Source organism: Streptococcus sp. k-628 (assembly GCF_013277475.1).
Taxonomy (GTDB): Bacteria; Bacillota; Bacilli; order Lactobacillales; family Streptococcaceae; genus Streptococcus.
The window spans coordinates 18,948-36,750 of the sequence record NZ_VMMZ01000017.1 but is presented as its reverse complement, the minus strand read 5'-3'; the positions used below and the strand labels follow the sequence as shown (position 1 = coordinate 36,750).

20 protein-coding genes and 1 riboswitch are annotated in these 17,803 nt (G+C 41.3%); of the genes, 5 read left to right on the top strand and 15 right to left on the bottom strand.

The window, feature by feature from the left end:
* Nucleotides 1–17: 17 nt before the first annotated feature.
* On the bottom strand, nt 18–485 hold the full coding sequence (locus HT730_RS03070; RefSeq protein WP_000136977.1) for a cytidine/deoxycytidylate deaminase family protein: 468 nt from the start codon (nt 483–485) through the stop codon (nt 18–20).
* Between the two features lie 18 nt (nt 486–503).
* On the bottom strand, nt 504–1,061 hold the full coding sequence (locus HT730_RS03065) for a TetR/AcrR family transcriptional regulator (RefSeq protein ID WP_173249954.1): 558 nt from the start codon (nt 1,059–1,061) through the stop codon (nt 504–506).
* Nucleotides 1,062–1,185: 124 nt separating this feature from the next.
* Here HT730_RS03065 and HT730_RS03060 point away from each other — a divergent pair, with 124 nt between their 5' ends.
* The 3 genes from HT730_RS03060 to HT730_RS03050 are packed head-to-tail and all read left to right on the top strand — an operon-like array spanning nt 1,186 to nt 3,832.
* A complete protein-coding gene (locus HT730_RS03060) occupies nt 1,186–2,031 on the top strand; it encodes a DegV family protein (RefSeq protein WP_173306778.1) in 846 nt (281 codons plus the stop codon).
* Between the two features lie 58 nt (nt 2,032–2,089).
* Nucleotides 2,090–3,262: an NAD(P)/FAD-dependent oxidoreductase gene (locus tag HT730_RS03055; RefSeq protein WP_173306777.1), complete on the top strand. Its 1,173-nt coding sequence runs from the start codon at nt 2,090–2,092 to the stop codon at nt 3,260–3,262.
* Between the two features lie 48 nt (nt 3,263–3,310).
* Nucleotides 3,311–3,832, top strand: a complete 522-nt coding sequence (locus HT730_RS03050) for a DUF1697 domain-containing protein (protein WP_173306776.1) — start codon at nt 3,311–3,313, stop codon at nt 3,830–3,832.
* 41 nt (nt 3,833–3,873) lie between these two features.
* On the opposite strand, the gene HT730_RS03045 is transcribed toward HT730_RS03050, so the two are convergent.
* On the bottom strand, nt 3,874–4,614 hold the full coding sequence (locus HT730_RS03045; protein WP_173306775.1) for a MerR family transcriptional regulator: 741 nt from the start codon (nt 4,612–4,614) through the stop codon (nt 3,874–3,876).
* A gap of 234 nt (nt 4,615–4,848) precedes the next feature.
* On the opposite strand from HT730_RS03045, the gene HT730_RS03035 reads away from it, so the two are divergent.
* Entirely contained in the window at nt 4,849–6,189 is a 1,341-nt protein-coding gene (locus tag HT730_RS03035) for a sodium-dependent transporter (protein ID WP_173306780.1), read from the top strand.
* Nucleotides 6,190–6,229: 40 nt separating this feature from the next.
* Here HT730_RS03035 and manA read toward each other — a convergent pair whose 3' ends face one another.
* The 8 genes from manA to HT730_RS02995 all read right to left on the bottom strand — a co-directional run bounded on the left by manA (nt 6,230) and on the right by HT730_RS02995 (nt 13,782).
* The gene (gene manA, locus HT730_RS03030) at nt 6,230–7,174 is read right to left on the bottom strand and encodes a mannose-6-phosphate isomerase, class I (protein ID WP_173306774.1); all 945 of its coding nucleotides are present in this window, start codon (nt 7,172–7,174) and stop codon (nt 6,230–6,232) included.
* Between the two features lie 258 nt (nt 7,175–7,432).
* Nucleotides 7,433–7,693 (bottom strand): SemiSWEET family transporter, encoded by a 261-nt coding sequence (locus tag HT730_RS03025; RefSeq protein ID WP_173275620.1) that lies wholly within the window; start codon nt 7,691–7,693, stop codon nt 7,433–7,435.
* A 178-nt stretch (nt 7,694–7,871) separates the two neighbouring features.
* Entirely contained in the window at nt 7,872–8,027 is a 156-nt protein-coding gene (locus HT730_RS03020; protein ID WP_173306773.1) for a hypothetical protein, read from the bottom strand.
* A 284-nt stretch (nt 8,028–8,311) separates the two neighbouring features.
* Nucleotides 8,312–8,659: a VOC family protein gene (locus HT730_RS03015; RefSeq protein WP_173306772.1), complete on the bottom strand. Its 348-nt coding sequence runs from the start codon at nt 8,657–8,659 to the stop codon at nt 8,312–8,314.
* Nucleotides 8,660–8,769: 110 nt separating this feature from the next.
* Nucleotides 8,770–10,545: a pyruvate oxidase gene (gene spxB / locus HT730_RS03010; RefSeq protein ID WP_112443465.1), complete on the bottom strand. Its 1,776-nt coding sequence runs from the start codon at nt 10,543–10,545 to the stop codon at nt 8,770–8,772.
* A 206-nt stretch (nt 10,546–10,751) separates the two neighbouring features.
* Nucleotides 10,752–12,995, bottom strand: a complete 2,244-nt coding sequence (locus HT730_RS03005; RefSeq protein ID WP_173306771.1) for a heavy metal translocating P-type ATPase — start codon at nt 12,993–12,995, stop codon at nt 10,752–10,754.
* Between the two features lie 9 nt (nt 12,996–13,004).
* The gene (locus tag HT730_RS03000; protein WP_173306770.1) at nt 13,005–13,376 is read right to left on the bottom strand and encodes a cupredoxin domain-containing protein; all 372 of its coding nucleotides are present in this window, start codon (nt 13,374–13,376) and stop codon (nt 13,005–13,007) included.
* A 10-nt stretch (nt 13,377–13,386) separates the two neighbouring features.
* Nucleotides 13,387–13,782, bottom strand: coding sequence for a CopY/TcrY family copper transport repressor (locus tag HT730_RS02995; protein ID WP_173306779.1), 396 nt, complete (start codon nt 13,780–13,782; stop codon nt 13,387–13,389).
* A gap of 183 nt (nt 13,783–13,965) precedes the next feature.
* A riboswitch (TPP riboswitch) is annotated at nt 13,966–14,063 on the top strand.
* Nucleotides 14,064–14,146: 83 nt separating this feature from the next.
* On the opposite strand from HT730_RS02995, the gene thiD reads away from it, so the two are divergent.
* Nucleotides 14,147–14,938: a bifunctional hydroxymethylpyrimidine kinase/phosphomethylpyrimidine kinase gene (gene thiD / locus HT730_RS02990; RefSeq protein ID WP_050242366.1), complete on the top strand. Its 792-nt coding sequence runs from the start codon at nt 14,147–14,149 to the stop codon at nt 14,936–14,938.
* A gap of 207 nt (nt 14,939–15,145) precedes the next feature.
* Here thiD and thiE read toward each other — a convergent pair whose 3' ends face one another.
* The 4 genes from thiE to tenA are packed head-to-tail and all read right to left on the bottom strand — an operon-like array spanning nt 15,146 to nt 17,795.
* Complete coding sequence (thiE, locus tag HT730_RS02985; RefSeq protein WP_173306769.1) at nt 15,146–15,778, bottom strand: thiamine phosphate synthase; 633 nt, start codon at nt 15,776–15,778, stop codon at nt 15,146–15,148.
* Nucleotides 15,771–16,574, bottom strand: a complete 804-nt coding sequence (locus tag HT730_RS02980) for a hydroxyethylthiazole kinase (RefSeq protein ID WP_050236840.1) — start codon at nt 16,572–16,574, stop codon at nt 15,771–15,773. The genes thiE and HT730_RS02980 overlap by 8 nt, the downstream gene beginning before the upstream one ends.
* Nucleotides 16,574–17,098 (bottom strand): energy coupling factor transporter S component ThiW, encoded by a 525-nt coding sequence (thiW, locus tag HT730_RS02975; RefSeq protein ID WP_173306768.1) that lies wholly within the window; start codon nt 17,096–17,098, stop codon nt 16,574–16,576. Before thiW ends, HT730_RS02980 begins: the two co-directional genes overlap by 1 nt.
* A 4-nt stretch (nt 17,099–17,102) precedes the next feature.
* Complete coding sequence (gene tenA / locus HT730_RS02970; protein ID WP_050236842.1) at nt 17,103–17,795, bottom strand: thiaminase II; 693 nt, start codon at nt 17,793–17,795, stop codon at nt 17,103–17,105.
* Nucleotides 17,796–17,803 lie beyond the last annotated feature (8 nt).

Sequence of the window (17,803 nt, the reverse complement as noted above, 5' to 3'; positions counted from 1 at the left end):
TTGGGAATTTACCATTTTTACATTAAATCTGCCTCTTTTAGAGCTACTTGTACTGTCTCAAGTGGTAAATGGGTTAATTCTGTCCCTTTTTCTTGATAAAGGTATTGGGCGTAGTCATCCATTCGGTACTGATTGATATAAACCACGCGCTTGCAACCAACCTGCAGCAATTGTTTTGTACAGTTTAGACAAGGAAAATGGGTTACATAGGCTGTAAAACCTTTAGGAACACCACGCTCAGCCCCTTGGAGAATGGCATTAACCTCAGCGTGAAGGGTGCGAACACAGTGGCCTTCAATGACCAGACATTCGTGGTCAATACAATGCTCGGTTCCTGACACCGAACCATTGTAACCAGTGGAAATAACCTTATTATCTTTTACCAGAATTGCGCCCACTTTGGCACGTTTACAAGTGGAACGATTGGCAATCAGTAGGGCTTGGGCTGCAAAATACTCATCCCAAGCCAATCTTTTTTCAGTCATCTCTTTTCTCCTTTTTCTCTATTTTTTAAAAAATGGTAACCGTAAATCCGCAATCTTTTCAGCTGGTACCTTCATGCCATCCTTGATCCATTTTAGGAGGACAGAGACGATGGCCGAACTCCAGAAGGAATGAAGATAAGAGCTGACACCTTTTGATTTTCCATGGTATTTTTCTAGAAATTCCTGCATGGCTTGGACAAAGATTTTTTCCAGATGGTAATCCAAGGCCAGTTGAATCACTCTGGCTTCCTTTCTTGCCTCTCGGAAAAGGTGAACCCAGACCAGATAAAGGTCTGTCTTTAAATCATAATGATGCATCTGTTCCATAATATTGTGGACAGTTCGTTTAAAGACGCTTTCTAAAATCTCCTCTTTGGAATCATAATTACGGTAAAAGGCTGCACGAGAAACGCCTGCACGTTTGACCAATTCAGAAATACTAATCTTGGTCAGGTCCTTTTTTTCCAAGAGCTGCAAGAGGGCTGTTTCGATGGCTTCTCTAGTTAATAAATTCGATTCTTGGTTTGATTTTCTGAGATTTTCAAGAGACTTTTCAGAGATTCTACGTTCAGACATAACATTTTCTTTCTACTTGTCACAACAGACGGATGAGGCTTTTGTTTCAAGGGCTTTCATGATATAATTGTAAAAAAAGACAGAACCTTTGTCAATGTATAACTGACAAAGATGGAGAATTTCTATGACTTGGAAGATTATTGCTGACTCTGGTTGTGATTATCGTCAGCTGGCAACACCAGCTATTGACACGACCTTTGTAAGTGTTCCCTTAACCATTCAAGTAGCTGATCAGGTCTTTGTTGATGATGCCAGTCTTGATATTGACCAAATGATGGAAACCATGTATGCAACTGCAGAAGCTTCAAAATCAGCTTGTCCAAGCCCAGATGATTATTTGCGAGCATTTGAAGGAGCCAAAAACATTTTCCTAGTAACCATCACTGGTACTCTTTCTGGTAGTCACAATAGTGCTCAACTGGCCAAGAATATTTATCTGGAAGAATATCCTGACACTAAGATTCATGTAATTGATAGTTTGTCTGCTGGCGGTGAAGTTGACTTGCTCGTAGAAAAATTAAATGACTTGATTGACCAGGGCTTATCTTTTGAAGAAGTGGTTGAAGCTATCACTGCCTATCAAGAAAAAACCAAGTTGCTCTTTGTACTAGCCAAAGTCGATAACTTGGTGAAAAATGGCCGTTTGAGCAAGCTTATCGGTACGGTCGTTGGCCTTCTAAATATCCGTATGGTCGGGGAAGCTAGTGAAACTGGAACTCTCGAATTGCTACAAAAAGCAAGAGGAGCAAAGAAATCGATTCAGGCAGCCTATGAAGAGTTAGTGAAAGCAGGATATGCTGGTGGTCGTATTGTCATGGCTCAACGCAATAACGAGAAATGTTGCCAACAACTTTCAGAGCGAATCCGTGAAACCTTCCCACATGCGGATATTAAAATTCTCCCAACCTCTGGTCTCTGCAGTTTTTATGCAGAAGATGGTGGTTTGCTGATGGGATATGAAATTGATTAATTGCATTCTTAACAAGAGGTGACCATCATCTCTTGTTTTTTTATGGTACAATAGAGCTATGAAACATTTTGATACTATTGTCATCGGTGGGGGTCCTGCTGGTATGATGGCTACGATTTCCAGTAGCTTTTATGGACAGAAAACCCTCCTCATCGAAAAAAATCGGAAACTTGGAAAAAAATTAGCTGGGACTGGTGGTGGACGTTGCAATGTGACCAACAATGGTAGCTTGGACGACCTGCTAGCTGGCATCCCTGGAAACGGACGCTTTCTTTACAGTGTCTTCTCCCAATTTGATAACCATGATATCATTAACTTTTTTACGGAAAATGGGGTTAAACTTAAGGTCGAGGACCACGGACGCGTCTTTCCTGCCAGTGACAAATCTCGGACCATTATCGAAGCTTTGGAAAAGAAAATCACTGAGCTAGGTGGTCAAGTTGCTACTCAAACAGAGATTGTTTCGGTTAAAAAGGTGGATGACCAGTTTGTCCTTAAGTCCGCAGACCAAAATTTCACTTGTGATAAACTCATTGTCACAACTGGTGGAAAATCCTATCCTTCTACTGGTTCAACTGGTTTTGGTCATGAGATTGCCCGTCATTTTAAACACACTATTACCGAGCTTGAGGCAGCTGAAAGTCCTTTGTTGACAGATTTTCCACACAAGGTCTTGCAGGGGATTTCGCTGGACGATGTGACCCTAAGCTATGGCAAGCATGTCATCACTCATGATTTACTCTTTACCCACTTTGGTTTATCAGGTCCTGCTGCCCTGCGTATGTCCAGCTTTGTCAAGGGCGGAGAGGTTCTCTCACTCGATGTTTTGCCTCAACTTTCTGAGGAGGACTTGACTGCATTTCTAGAAGAAAATCGGGAAAAATCCTTGAAAAATGCCTTAAAAACCTTGTTGCCAGAACGCTTGGCAGAATTTTTTATGCAAGGCTATCCTGACAAAGTCAAACAACTGACTGAAAAAGAACGAGATCAACTTCTCCAGTCCATCAAAGGACTTAAAATTCCTGTTACTGGTAAAATGTCCCTCGCCAAGTCATTTGTTACCAAGGGTGGCGTTAGTCTCAAGGAAATCAATCCTAAGACTCTAGAAAGTAAGCTGGTGCCTGGGCTACACTTTGCTGGTGAGGTACTGGATATCAACGCCCACACAGGTGGCTTTAACATCACTTCTGCCCTCTGTACCGGATGGGTGGCGGGATCAAATCCAATCTAAATTTAAATTATTCAATGGCTAAATCAGCCCCAAAAGAAAGGAAGTCCTTTGGAACATATTATCTTGTTAAGGGGAGTTACTCCTAATGGAAAAAATGCTATCCCGAAAATGTCTTATCTAGTAGATATCTTGACAGAAGCTGGTTTTCAACAAGTTCGAACTTATATTCAAAGTGGAAATATTATTCTTGAAAGTAACTTAGCTCTCGAAACAATACGAGAACGTGTTCATACTCTAATAAAGGAAAAGATTGGAGCCAATCTCAAAATAATCATTAAGAATAAGGATATTTTTAAAAACATTGTCCAAGAAAATCCGTTTAGAGAACACTATCTTTATGACCGTGTACACGTGATTTTTTATCAAGAAGCTATTCAAAGTCTCCCTTTAGAAAAATTAAAAATTGATTACAGCGAAGAAGAAATTTGTGTCGGTAACCACTGTCTCTATCTCTATCTCCCTAGAACTGCAAAACGAAAAAAGCTCAGTACTAACTATCTTGAAAAGCTTTTCAATGTAGATTTGACCATGCGAAAACTAAATGTAGTAGAAAAATTATTAAGCAAGTAGTGCTTGAATTTAGAAAAAATCGGAAGATCACTCCTCCGATTTTATTTTGTCTGATTTTGGACATAGTGGGCAATCACATCTGATGTGTACTGGGCTGTTCCAGATCCAAATTTGTCAATGTTTTCCTTAAATTCTGGGTTATAGACGTAGCCTTTACCGATATGACCGAATACCTCAATAGAGCAGTCAAATCCATAAGTACGAATGGCTTGCAAGAGTTTAGCAGCTTCTTCTTGGTTTTCTGTTGCTGTTACAGGTAGACCAGCTTGAAGATTTTGTGACAAGGCTTGAAAAACTTGGTTGAAGGCAGCCGTAGCCTCGTCTTCGTGACCTTTCTGGCGCTCCAGCGCTTGGTCCATGACTTCTTGTCCATATTTCTCTACCGCCTCTTGGTGGTATTTTTGATGGTCTTGGTAGTCAAATCCAGCAAATTTCTCTTGAATGCTCATTTCTCTTTCTCCTTTTTGTTCTTGAATAGTTTTCTGCAAGGTGGAAATCAAGGTATCCAGATGTTGCCTTTCTCGAGTCAAATAGTCCAACTGTCTGGTCAAGTGGGGCAATAAATCAGTCCTTTCTTCCTTTAATAGCTCTGCTATTTTTTCTAAAGAAAAACCTAGATACTTGTAATAAAGAATGACCTGAAGGCGTTCCAAATCCTCCTGACTGTAGGTTCGATAGCCGTTTTCCGACTTTAAAGGAACCAAAAGTCCTATCTTATCGTAGTGGTGCAGGGTCTTGACGGAGACGCCCGAAAGCTGCGCAGCTTCTTTTATATGGTACATGATTTCCTCCTTACAATGATAGTATAACCCCTCCCCTTAGGTCAGAGTCAAGCGTTTTTGCGAAATTTTTTACTTTATCATAACATGAAAATGGTTTTCTTGACAGACCTTAGAAAACATGATAGGATAGTCAAGTCTATCAATCAAAAGAAACGCTCACTTTGAGTACTGATGAGGCTATTTGCCAAGGGCAGTAGCTTTTTCTTTTGTAACACTAATTTTAGGAGTTTAACTATGTCTGAAAAATCGCAATGGGGTTCTAAACTGGGCTTCATCCTAGCATCTGCTGGTTCAGCCATCGGACTTGGAGCCGTTTGGAAATTCCCTTACATGACTGCTGCTAACGGTGGAGGTGGCTTTTTACTGGTCTTTCTCATCTCCACTATTCTAATCGGTTTCCCCCTATTGCTGGCTGAATTTGCTCTCGGCCGAAGTGCTGGTGTCTCAGCTATCAAAACCTTTGGAAAACTAGGCAAGAATAGTAAGTACAACTTTATCGGTTGGATTGGTGCCTTTGCCCTCTTTATCCTCTTATCTTTCTACAGTGTTATTGGAGGATGGGTCTTCATTTATTTAGGTATCGCTATCGGTAAAGCTCTCCACCTAGGCATTACCAATGACTATGCTCAGCTCTTTACCGATATTATTTCCAATCCAGCCATTGCCCTAGGAGCTCAAGCTGCTTTTATCTTATTGAATATCTTCATTGTATCACGTGGGGTTCAAAAAGGGATTGAAAGAGCTTCGAAAGTCATGATGCCCCTGCTCTTTATCATCTTTGTCGTCATCATCGGGCGCTCTCTCAGTTTGCCAAATGCCATGGAAGGGGTTCTTTACTTCCTCAAACCAGACTTTTCAAAACTGACCAGTGCTGGTCTCCTCTATGCTCTGGGACAATCTTTCTTTGCCCTCTCACTAGGAGTTACAGCCATGTTGACCTATGCTTCTTACTTGGACAAGAAAACCAATCTGGTTCAGTCAGGGATTTCCATTGTAGCCATGAATATCTCGGTATCCATCATGGCAGGTCTCGCCATTTTCCCAGCCATGTCAGCCTTCAATATCCAGTCTGAAGGGGGACCGAGCTTGCTCTTTATCGTCTTGCCTCAACTCTTTGACAAGATGCCTTTTGGAACCATTTTCTACATCCTCTTCCTCTTGCTCTTCCTCTTTGCGACAGTCACTTCTTCCGTCGTGATGCTGGAAATCAATGTAGGCAATATCACCAATCAGAACAACAGCAAGCGTGCCATGTGGAGTGCCATTTTGGGAATCTTGACCTTTGTCTTTGGAATTCCTTCAGCCCTTTCTTACGGTGTTATGGCGGATGTTCACATCTTTGGGAAGACCTTCTTTGACGCTATGGACTTCTTGGTTTCCAATCTCCTCATGCCATTTGGAGCTCTCTGCCTTTCACTCTTTACAGGCTATATCTTTAAAAAGGCTCTTGCAATGGAGGAACTCCATCTCGATGAAACAGCATGGAAACAGGGACTGTTCCAAGTCTGGCTCTTCCTTCTTCGTTTCATCATTCCAATCATCATCATCGTGGTCTTCATCGCCCAATTTATGTAATCAAAAAGGACTTGAGTAGTGAACTCAGGCCCTTTCTTTTTTATGGATGGCTAACAATCAATTCCAAAGCTTGCCCTTCCAATGTCCAAGCTTCAACATCACTTGGTAGGATAAAGTGGCTGCCTTTTTGAATTGGATAATTTTTCCCGTCAACAGTTAGCTGACCTTGACCAACTAGGACACTCAATAAGCTGTAGTCAGCTGTCTTTTCGAAGTCAACTTTTCCAGTAATTTCCCACTTGTAAACTGCAAAGAAATCATTGGATACAAGGAGAGTTGAGTATAAATCATCAGCTTTGACAGTTACAGGACGGCTATTTGCAGGCTCACCAATGTTCAATACATCAATGGATTTTTCAAGGTGAAGTTCACGCAAGTTTCCCTTATCATCCTTACGGTCAAAGTCATAGACGCGATAGGTGGTGTCACTAGATTGTTGGGTTTCAAGAATCAAGATACCCGCACCGATAGCATGCATAGTGCCACTTGGTACATAGAAGAAATCTCCAGCTTTAACTGGTACTTTTGTCAGCAAGGCATCCCAGTTTTTAGCTTCGATTTGCTGGCGGAGTTCTTCTTTTGACTTGGCATTATGGCCGTAGATAATCTCTGAACCTTCATCCGCTGCGATGATGTACCAGCATTCTGTTTTTCCGAGTTCGCCTTCATGCTCGAGTCCGTAAGCATCGTCTGGGTGAACTTGGACACTGAGCCAGTCGTTGGCATCGAGAATTTTGGTCAAAAGTGGAAATACAGGCTCTGGACGGTTGCCAAACAATTCACGGTGCTCTGCATATAAAGTAGCCAGGTCTGTTCCCTCGAAACGACCATTGGCAACTTTAGAGACACCATTTGGATGGGCTGAGATAGCCCAATATTCTCCGATTTTTTCACTTGGGATGTCGTAGCCAAACTCATCACGTAGCTTGGTTCCACCCCAGATTTTTTCTTGCATAACTGATTGTAAAAATAATGGTTCTGACATCTTGATCTCCTGTCTGATTTTTCTCCCCTCATTATAGCAAAAAAAGAGTTCCATTTGAACTCTTTTTAACATCTTATAAAGTAGGGAGAAGATTTTGTAAAAATAGTAACGATATACTTTTTTCTTTGATAGAGACGAACATAAAAGACTCTCGTAAAGCTAGCTGTAACTGGACTTTTTCCCTCAACTCTCATTCAAAAATTACTTTAATGAAGCATCTATTTTCATAAAAGAAAAAGACTGAAAGCAGTCTTCTTTTTAAATCAAAGCTGTGATAGCCGTTACTAAACCAAAAACGATACCTGGTGCATTAGCAGCTGCAAGTGGAATATCTCTTTCCCTCTTGAAAAGACCATAGTAAACCCAGAGACTACAGTTGATAGCTGCGACTAGGGGTTGAATGAAGTTGCCTTTTTGACCGGCAAGATTATTCATGATTTGTGGGAAATATGACACATACATCATAACAGACATAAATGTCGCTGCCCAGCCCAACACTTTCATTTGTTTTTCAGACATTTTCAAAACCTCTTTTGTTCTTTTATACTTTCTATTTTATAATTTAATACAAAAACAAGCAAGACTTTAAGAGTTTTATTATAAAAATGTAAACTATCACAGTCTTGTGATAAGAAAAAGACCGGATTGCTCCGATCTGTTTGATCCATAAAATGTAAAAATGAATAGCTATTGTCAATCAATGGATGGACTGATTGATTGTCTGTAAGCCGTGGTTAATGATTGCTGCAATATCTTCAAGACCATGCAAAATAAAATTTCCTACAATCAAACCTATAATAATTGAACAGATAATCATGGTCACACAGATTAGATAAATATCCTTTTTTTGCATCTCTTTCCTCCTACTATCTATTCATGGAGATATTTCAATCCCAAGTTCCAGTGAAATAATAAAATCCACTTACTACAGCTGTTTAAAAAATATTTCTCCTTTCCATATCAATCTTATTTTCTGCTGTTATATTTTTATTATAAGGTTTCAGGAAAGCGTTGTCAACTATTTATATGCAATTTCTTTATATTAAAAAGACCGGATTTCTCCGATCTTTTCAATAGTTCCTATTCTCAATTTCTGTTTTAAAAATAGCTAAGGTTAACGTCAAATGACTAAGCGCCTTATTTCATACGATAAAAATCAAGCACTAGACCAGCAGGACCTTTAACTAATAAGGACTCTGTCCCCCAATCGGTTTCACAAGGACCGTGTAAAATCTCGACACCGATCTCTTTCAACCGTTGGTAGTTCTGGTCTACATCCTCAACCTCGATATGAAGAATGATTCCTGACTGAAAATTTTCCAAAGGAACCAAATGATTTTGGGACAACATGAGACAGTGACTGCCAATCGTAAACTGAGCAAAACCTTGGTCAACATAGTCTGCCTGTTTATCCAAAATACGCTCCAAGTCCGCACAGACTTGGGGAACATCTGAAACGATAATATCTAATTGATTTAAATCCATTTACTATCCTCCATAAAAAGACCGGATTGCTCCGATCTTTTCAAGTTTCTCTCTATGAAAATTAAAGAATAAAATCTACAAGTTTTATATTTGATTTTCGGCGAGAGAAATTATTTAATTGCGCGTGATTGCAATCCTTCTTCTTCCAAGAAGAGACGGAATGGTACGAGTTCTTCTGCTTCGTATTTTTCCTTGAAGGCTTTGATAGCTTCTTCTGAATGTTGTTTTGGATCCAACTCAAGTACTTCTACTGGAAGTGGACGGTGTGGAGTGATGCGAGCATCGATCACAACAGTTTTACCTTCTTTGTTCAATTTAACAGCTTCTGCAACAACTGCATCGATGTCTTCGATACGGTCAACTGTAAATCCTACAGCACCTTGCGCTTCAGCGATTTTCGCATAGTCAGCATTAGAGAAGTCACAACCAAACAAGTGTTTGTTTGTGTCTTCGTATTTGTCCTTGATGAAGGCATATTTACCATTTGAGAAGACAACGTTGATAACTGGAAGGTCGTATTGAACGTTTGTGATAACGTCTGGGTAGCACATGTTGAATGCACCGTCACCCATGATGTTCCATACTTGGCGATCTGGATTGTCCTTCTTAGCAGCGATACCACCAGGAAGGGCAATACCCATTGTCGCAAAGAGTGGAGATGTACGCCACATGTTCTTAGGTGTCATGTGAAGGTGACGAGTAGATGTTTGAGTAGTGTCACCTACGTCAATTGAGTAGATAGCGTCTTGATCAGCATGTTTGTTGATTGCATTGTAAACTTGATACAATTGCAATTCACCCTCAGTTTTACCTTCGAGTTTGTTCATGTAATCACGCCAGTTTTGGTTGTTCTTAACGTTTGCACGCCACCATGGAGTAGATTCAACTGGGTTCACTTTGTCAAGGATAGCTTTAGCTGCTTGACCTGCGTCACCAAGGATTGAAGCATCAAGGGCATGACGTTTACCAAGTTTGTAAGGGTCAATATCGACTTGGATGAATTTTTCAGTGTTCTTGAATGCTTCGTAAACTTCAGCAAATGGGAAGTTTGAACCAAGGAAAAGAACTGTGTCTGCTTCAAAGACCACTTCGTTAGCTGGTTTCCAACCAACACGGTAAGCAGAACCTGTCAAACCTTCATAGTTCCATTCGAAAGCTTCAAAGTTTTTACCAGTTGTGATGATTGGTGCTTTGATTTTACGTGACAATTCAGTAATCACTTCACCAGCTTTAACACCACCGTAACCAGCATAGATAACTGGACGTTCAGCATTGTTCAAGATTTCAACAGCTTTGTCGATTTCAACTTCGTTCAAAGCAGGAGCGATAAATGAACGCTCGTATGAACCTGATCCATAGTAAGAGTTTTCGTCGATTTCTTGGAAACCAAAGTTTACTGGGATTTCAACAACAGCTGGACCTTTTTTAGAAACTGCAGCACGGCAAGCTTCATCGATTACTTTTGGCAATTGCTCAGCGTAAGCTACACGTTTGTTGTATACAGCGATACCATTGTACATTGGGTTTTGGTTCAATTCTTGGAAAGCATCCATGTTGAGTTCGTTAACTGGACGTGATCCAAGGATTGCTAGGAATGGAGTGTTATCCATAGCTGCATCGTAAACACCGTTAATCAAGTGAGTCGCACCTGGACCACCTGAACCAACTGCAACCCCGATTGAGCCGCCGAATTTAGCTTGCATAACCGCTGCAAGAGCACCTGTTTCTTCGTGGCGAACTTGCAAGAAACGGATGTCTTTTTCTTCAGCCAAAGCGTCCATCAATGAGCTGAGTGTTCCTGATGGGATACCGTAGATTGTGTCTACGCCCCATGTTTTCAATACATTAAGCATTGCTGCAGATGCAGTAATTTTCCCTTGAGTCATAGTGATAACTCTCCTTCAATTTTTTTAGGCTTGGAGAATACGATTACATAGAATTGGAAACGTTCTCCAAACTTTTACTATTCCACTGTATCATATTTATGTTGACTTTTCTAAAAATCTGCTCAAAACTCTCTATTCTCTATTCTAATACAGTTTTGAAAATGCTGCCATTCCTGTTTTATAACAAAGAAATCTAGTCATTACTTTTAGTCTATTTTACTAAAGTTTAGTAAGAGTGAACTAGTCAGAACAGATACAGAACTAAAGGCCATGGCTAGACCAGCTAGTTCTGGATTGAGGGCCAGTCCAACACCAGAAAAGACTCCTGCTGCAATCGGAATTCCGACGACATTGTAAATAAAGGCCCAGAAAAGATTGAGCAGAATACGATTAAAAGTTTTCTTACTCATGTCGAAGGCACGCACCACACCTAGGAGGTTATTGGTTGTCAACACTAAATCGGCTGACTCGATAGCAATATCTGTTCCAGTTCCCATAGCAATCCCCACATCTGCTACACTGAGGGCAGGGGCATCATTGATACCATCCCCAACAAAGGCTACTTTGCCAGACGCTTGTAGTTTATGGATTTCATGAGCTTTTTCTTCTGGTAAGACACCTGCAATGACCTCTTCGATTCCGATCTGATCGGCAATGGCACGCGCCACACCTGCATTGTCTCCTGTCAGCATGACTGTTTTAAGACCACGTTTTTTTAGCTGACTGATGGCTAGCTTAGCATTTTCCTTGGGAATATCTTGTAGTGCAAGCAAGCCTTTGATTTCATTGTCAACAGCCAAGAACACAACTGTCTTAGCTTCTTTTTCTAGTTCTTCTAGTTTTTCCTGATAAGTGCTTGAAATGTTCAGACCATCTAGCATTTTAGCATTTCCAAGCAGAACTTGTTTACCATTGATTCGCCCTGAGACACCTTTTCCGTGCAAGGCTTGGAAATTTTCAACAGTGTGAAGCTCAAGTCCAGCTTCAGTCGCTCGCTTGACAATGGCCTCAGCCAGTGGGTGTTGAGAAGCTTCTTCCAAGGAAGCTGCCAATCCAAGCACTTCTACTTCGTCGCCGATGATATCTGTGACCACAGGTTTCCCTTCCGTCAAAGTCCCAGTCTTATCAAAGACGATAGTTTGAACTTTCTGGATTTCCTGTAGAACCATTCCATTTTTGAGGAGAACTCCCATCTTGGCACTGCGTCCTGTCCCCACCATAAGGGCTGTCGGTGTTGCAAGACCCAAGGCACAAGGGCAGGCAATAATCAAAACAGCCACCCCATAGAGAAGGGAAGAGACAAAACTTGCTCCAAGCACGACTACACTATCCCTGAGCAAGACGAACCAAACCCAAAAGGTCACAATCCCTAAAATGACAACTGCTGGGACAAAAATGCCTGAAATTTTATCCGTCAAGTCCTGAATCGGCGCACGACTTGTCTGAGCTTTCTTCACAAAATCCACAATCTGAGCCAAAACAGTCTCTGAACCAACTTTTTCTGCCCTAAAAACAAGTGTTCCACTATTATTGATGGTTGAACCAATGACGGTATCTCCAACTGTCTTGTCCACAGGCAGACTCTCACCTGTCACCATAGACTCATCAATACTAGAGATACCTTCTACTACGACACCATCAACAGCAATCTTTTCACCGGGACGCACTCGAATCAGGTCACCTACCTTGACTTGTTCCAAAGGAACTTGAACATAGTGATCCTCACGCAAGACTTCTGCTGTTTTAGCCTGCAAGTCCAGCAATTTCTCCACAGCTTGGGAAGTATTTTTCCGCATTTTCTCCTCAAAAACGGCTCCCATAAGAACGAAGAAGAAGATAAATGCAGCACTTTCAAAGTAAACAGGAAGACCAGCGAAGAGGGCAACTAAGCTATAGAAATAGGCCACTAGGGTTCCCAGAGCAACCAAGGTATCCATGTTGGCATTGTGCTTTTTAAAACTAGCCCAAGCACTTTGGATATAAGGACCACCTGCTACTAGCATAATCGGTGTTGTGGCTAAAAAGGTGCCCCAACGCAGGACTTGGTGACTAATTCCTCCTGTCGACATCCCAATCATGAGGATCACAAGAGGCACAGTAAAGATACTAGTAATCCAAAAACGCTGTAAAAGTGATAGAGATTTTCGAGTCTTCTCAACAACTGTATAACTTCCCTTTTGCATCTTCATACCACAAGAAAATTCATGTTGACCTAATTCTTGAGGTGTAAAACGAATGACTTTCTCCTCATCTACGCCGATTGGTTCCAAGATGCCTTCTTCTTCAAAAAGAATCTCCTTATAACAGTTTGAAGGTGTCACACGGTGAAAGGTGATCTCAGCAGGAACTCCTTTTTGCAGTTGAATGTGGGCTGGATGGTAGCCTTTGTCTGCCGTGATACGGATTTTTTGAACACCATTTTCAAGACTTGCTTTTACAATTTCAGTCATATCATTCTCCTATTCTACAATCATCTTACCGTGCATCATATTCATGCCACAAGAGATACCATACTCTCCAGCCTGCTCAGGCGTGATTTCCACTACATACTCTTCCCCCATAGGCAGGTCCGCATGCACACCAAAATCTGGAAAAACAATTTGGTCCAGACAGGGTGAAGAGTCCTTACGGTCAAAGACAATACGGGCTGGCACTGATTTCTTGAGGATAATCAACTCAGGCGTATAGCCCCCCATGACCTCCACTCGAATCTCTTGGTAGCCCTTTTTTTGCTGGGCCTTTTGTCCAGACTTTTCAGGCTTTTTGAAAAACCAAAACAAGATAAACGCGACAAGGGCAATACAAATAATGGTTACAATACTATTTAACATGACGTCTCCTTTACATACAATTACATCTTACTTCTCTCACAGCGCTTGATTTCTTCTCAGAAATCACAGCTTCCAAGTCTTCCAAATCAGCCAGAGTAAAATCACATTCAGCAATCAAATCAGCCAACAAGTTCTTAATCCTACGGGAACAAACCTTGTCTTTAATATCTTGGACAAGTAAATCTCGACTTTGATCCAAAGTTAAAAGGGCTGAATAGACAAAGGACTTGCCTTCTTTTTTCCTTGTCAGACACTCTTTCTCAACCAAACGAGCCAAGAGAGTTTGAATGGTTGACTTGGACCAGTCGAACCGCTCCGCCAGAACCCTGATCAAATCTGAACTGGTCTGCTCCCCCTGCATCCAAATAATCTTCATGACCTGCCATTCTGCATCTGAAATCTGCATCATCACACCTCCAAAATCTACATTTGTCAATTACAGTTATTAGTATACTTCAAAAATCTACATTTGTCAATCATAAAATCAATCTTTTTGTCGAAAAATAGGATTTTAATCATTTGAAAAGCGATTTGCAGTCAAATATTACTATATAAACAATAAAAATATGCTATACTAAAGAAAAAAGAAAACAACCACTAGGGGTGCGTAAAGCTGAGATTAACGACTGTTAGACCCTTTGACTCAATCTAGGTAATGCTAGCTGATGGAAGTGGAAATGATAATGGGGACTAGCAGTCTTCTATTGCCTTCCTGAAACAGATTAGCTTGTTCTTAAGAATACAAACTTCAGTTGGTTGGGAGGTTTTAGATGACTTATTTACCCGTTGCTTTGACCATTGCAGGAACTGACCCAAGTGGCGGTGCTGGCGTTATGGCTGATTTAAAGTCATTCCAAGCGAGAGATGTCTATGGAATGGCCGTTGTGACTAGCCTTGTTGCTCAAAATACCAGAGGTGTTCAGCTAATCGAGCACGTTTCTCCTCAAATGTTGGAAGCCCAATTGGACAGTGTCTTTTCTGATATTCCACCTCAGGCTGTAAAAACTGGGATGTTGGCAACTACCGAAATCATGGAAATCATCCAACCCTATCTTAAAAAACTGGATTGTCCCTATGTCCTTGATCCTGTTATGGTTGCTACAAGTGGAGATGCCTTGATCGACTCAGTTGCTAGAGACTATCTCAAAACAAACTTACTACCTCTAGCAACGATTATTACGCCAAATCTTCCTGAGGCAGAAGAGATTGTTGGTTTTTCAATCCATGATCCTGAAGACATGCAGCGTGCTGGTCGCCTAATTTTAAAAGAATTTGGTCCTCAGTCTGTCGTCATCAAAGGTGGGCATCTCGAAGGCGGTGCCAAGGATTTCCTCTTTACCAAGGATGACCAATTTTTCTGGGAAAGCCCAAGAATTCAAACCTGTCACACCCATGGTACTGGATGTACCTTTGCTGCAGTAATTACGGCTGAACTAGCCAAGGGCAAGACTCTCTATCAGGCAGTTGATAAGGCCAAGGCCTTTATTACGAAAGCCATCCAAGATGCTCCGCAACTCGGTCATGGTTCTGGCCCAGTCAACCATACAACTTTTAAAGATTAAGAAAAAACTCTCTAGTTCCCACTTTAAGGGAATTAGAGAGTTTTTATACTCTTCGAAAATCTCTTCAAACTACGTCAGCTTCCATCTGCAACCTCAAAACACTATTTTGAGCTGACTTCATCAATCTTATCTAAAACCTCAAGGCAGGGCTTTGAGCAACCTGCGGCTAGCTTCCTAGTTTGCTCTTTAATTTTCATTGAGTATTAGTTAGGAAATAATGTCATCCAGCTTTGATAAAAAGGCTTGGGTTTTTGCCTCAATATCTTCTGCCTGCATCAGATCGCGTACGACTGCTACTCCAGCTATACCCGTGCCGATAAGTTGGTCAATATTCTCTGAAGTCAAGCCTCCAATAGCAACTACTGGAATGGCAACCGTTTGGCAAATTGTTTTCAAGGTCGATATCAGAGTGATGGGCGCATTTTCCTTGGTGGTAGTTGGGAAAATGGCTCCTGTACCCAAGTAATCTGCACCTGATTTCTCCGCTTCCAGAGCTCTTTTTATTGTTTTAGCGGTGACACCGAGGATTTTTTCAGGACCCAAGACTTTGCGAGCTACCGAAACTGGTAATTCATCATCTCCGATATGCAGACCTGCCGCATCAACCGCAAGACAAACATCCAACCGATCATCGATTATCAAGGGTACCTGATAGGCATCTGTTATTTCCTTGACTTGTTTTGCCAGTTGATAATATTGATTGGTTGTGAGATTTTTTTCTCGCAATTGGACTATGGTAACACCTGAACGGCAGGCCGTCTCAACTTTTGCAAGAAAGCTTTCCACGGAATCTTGATAGCGGTTGGTTACTAGATACAGTCTAAGCGCCTCTCTATTCATAAACATCTCCTTTGATGGCATCTAGCCAGTTTTCATCTCTTTTTAGGAGAGAGAGCTGATTGAGTACTTGGTAACGAAATTCTTCCAATCCCATTCCTTGAACAACTATTCTCTCAGCGGAGATATTAAGATAAGAGACTGCTAAGCACGAAGCTTCAAAGCCAGTTTTTCCTTGACTGAGAAAAACAGCTGTTAAAGCTCCAACCAAGTCTCCTGTCCCTGTTATCCAGTCTAATTCAGCACAGCCATTTCCCAGTACAGCGACCTGATTCTTGGAAACGATGAGGTCCTTGGGACCTGTGACTAAGAATGACATACCAGGATAGGTCTGACACCAGTCTTTCAAGACTTGAAGCAAATCCTCCGTTTCTTGATCTTTAGCACTCGCATCGACCCCAACGCCGTGATGTTTTAAGCCAACAAGACTTCGGATTTCCGACATATTTCCTTTAAGGACCGTAGGTCTATAATCTAAAAGGTCTTTAATTAAGCTCTTACGAATGGATGAAGCTGTTACGCCAACCGCATCTACTACCATTGGGAGAGAAACTTGAGCTGCATAAGAAGCTGCCAAACGGATTGCTTTTTCCTTCTCAGCTGACAAATGCCCCAAATTGATGAAGAGAGCCTGGCTTTGCTTAGTAAAATCAAGAACCTCACGGGGATCATCTGCCATGACAGGTTTGCATCCCAGAGCCAAAATCCCATTTGCCAGCATCTCACAAGAAATCTCATTGGTAATACAGTGAATGAGGGAACTAGAGCCTATAGGAAAAGGATTTGTAAATGCCTGCATCAGTCTATCCTTTCAGCAAAGAAATATCCCTGCACTTTTTTAAAGAATTCCTGCTTGATTAAAAATCGAAAGGCAATAAAGGAAATCGCTGTACCAATCAAGGTTGCTCCGAAAAATCGAGGCGTGTAGATAAACCAGCTGAGCTTGGCCGCAGATCCTGTAAAGAGTACCATAACAGGATAGGAAACAATAGAACCAATAATACCTGTTCCCAAAATTTCTCCCAAGGCAGAAAAATAAAATTTTCGACCATACTTATAAAAGAGACCTGCAAGGAGGGCTCCAAAAGTCGCTCCTGTAAGAGCTAAAGGCGGAATCCCTTGAGTTGTCATACGGATAAAAGCTGTCACTGTAGCCATAGCCAAGGCATAAACAGGTCCCATCATGATTCCTGCTAGAATATTGACTACACTGGACATCGGTGCCATTCCCTCAATCCGAAAGATAGGCGTAAGGACTACATCAAGGGCAATCATCATGGATAAAATGGTTAATTTGTGAACTTGCAATCGGTGCTTTCTCATGTTTCTATTCTTCTCCTTTTTCTAAAGAGTGTAAATCACTCTTCCATGTCTGGTGTTGGTAGGCCATTTGCCAAAACTTGGCTTCCATATGAACACTGATGTGGAAGGCATCTAGCATTTTTTTCTTGTCTGTCTCATCACTTTCGCGATAGAGTTGATTGACCAGCGCTCCCTCCTCTCTGATCTGCTGCTCTAACTCATCCGTAATATAAGTTTCAATCCATTGTTGGTAGAGAGGATTTGGTGATGGTTTAAGATTAAGTGATTTGCCTATATCATGGTATAGCCAAGGACAAGGTAGCAAACTTGCAAAGGCAATGCCCAAGTTTGGCTCTGCAAATTGCCGATAAATGTGAGAGATATAATGATAGCAGGTTGGAGCGATTGGATGTTGCTCCATTTCCTGATCGCTGATTTCCAATTCCTTGAAAAATTGTTGGCGTATAAATAATTCACCCTCCACTAGACTCTGAGCATTTTGTTTCAAGAGTCTTTTCATCTCTTGGTTTGAAGTCTTATCAGCCAAAAGGTGATAGATTTCTGAGAAGGCCTTCAGATAGTAGGCATCCTGAATCAGGTAATAGCGGAAAATGGCAGGTTCTAAATTTCCCTCTTGTAATTGTAAAATAAAGGGATGATGAAAGGAAGCCTGCCAAGCTTCCTTGGATAATTCCATCGCAATATCTGTAAATTCCATAATAACTC

What these genes read in the sequence shown, in the direction of transcription:
- HT730_RS03070 (WP_000136977.1), bottom strand. Translation starts at nt 485, where the DNA reads ATGACTGAAAAAAGATTGGCTTGGGATGAGTATTTTGCAGCCCAAGCC.
- HT730_RS03065 (WP_173249954.1), bottom strand. Translation starts at nt 1,061, where the DNA reads ATGTCTGAACGTAGAATCTCTGAAAAGTCTCTTGAAAATCTCAGAAAA.
- HT730_RS03060 (WP_173306778.1), top strand. Translation starts at nt 1,186, where the DNA reads ATGACTTGGAAGATTATTGCTGACTCTGGTTGTGATTATCGTCAGCTG.
- HT730_RS03055 (WP_173306777.1), top strand. Translation starts at nt 2,090, where the DNA reads ATGAAACATTTTGATACTATTGTCATCGGTGGGGGTCCTGCTGGTATG.
- HT730_RS03045 (WP_173306775.1), bottom strand. Translation starts at nt 4,614, where the DNA reads ATGTACCATATAAAAGAAGCTGCGCAGCTTTCGGGCGTCTCCGTCAAG.
- HT730_RS03035 (WP_173306780.1), top strand. Translation starts at nt 4,849, where the DNA reads ATGTCTGAAAAATCGCAATGGGGTTCTAAACTGGGCTTCATCCTAGCA.
- manA (WP_173306774.1), bottom strand. Translation starts at nt 7,174, where the DNA reads ATGTCAGAACCATTATTTTTACAATCAGTTATGCAAGAAAAAATCTGG.
- HT730_RS03025 (WP_173275620.1), bottom strand. Translation starts at nt 7,693, where the DNA reads ATGTCTGAAAAACAAATGAAAGTGTTGGGCTGGGCAGCGACATTTATG.
- HT730_RS03020 (WP_173306773.1), bottom strand. Translation starts at nt 8,027, where the DNA reads ATGCAAAAAAAGGATATTTATCTAATCTGTGTGACCATGATTATCTGT.
- HT730_RS03015 (WP_173306772.1), bottom strand. Translation starts at nt 8,659, where the DNA reads ATGGATTTAAATCAATTAGATATTATCGTTTCAGATGTTCCCCAAGTC.
- spxB (WP_112443465.1), bottom strand. Translation starts at nt 10,545, where the DNA reads ATGACTCAAGGGAAAATTACTGCATCTGCAGCAATGCTTAATGTATTG.
- HT730_RS03005 (WP_173306771.1), bottom strand. Translation starts at nt 12,995, where the DNA reads ATGACTGAAATTGTAAAAGCAAGTCTTGAAAATGGTGTTCAAAAAATC.
- HT730_RS03000 (WP_173306770.1), bottom strand. Translation starts at nt 13,376, where the DNA reads ATGTTAAATAGTATTGTAACCATTATTTGTATTGCCCTTGTCGCGTTT.
- HT730_RS02995 (WP_173306779.1), bottom strand. Translation starts at nt 13,782, where the DNA reads ATGCAGATTTCAGATGCAGAATGGCAGGTCATGAAGATTATTTGGATG.
- thiD (WP_050242366.1), top strand. Translation starts at nt 14,147, where the DNA reads ATGACTTATTTACCCGTTGCTTTGACCATTGCAGGAACTGACCCAAGT.
- thiE (WP_173306769.1), bottom strand. Translation starts at nt 15,778, where the DNA reads ATGAATAGAGAGGCGCTTAGACTGTATCTAGTAACCAACCGCTATCAA.
- HT730_RS02980 (WP_050236840.1), bottom strand. Translation starts at nt 16,574, where the DNA reads ATGCAGGCATTTACAAATCCTTTTCCTATAGGCTCTAGTTCCCTCATT.
- thiW (WP_173306768.1), bottom strand. Translation starts at nt 17,098, where the DNA reads ATGAGAAAGCACCGATTGCAAGTTCACAAATTAACCATTTTATCCATG.
- tenA (WP_050236842.1), bottom strand. Translation starts at nt 17,795, where the DNA reads ATGGAATTTACAGATATTGCGATGGAATTATCCAAGGAAGCTTGGCAG.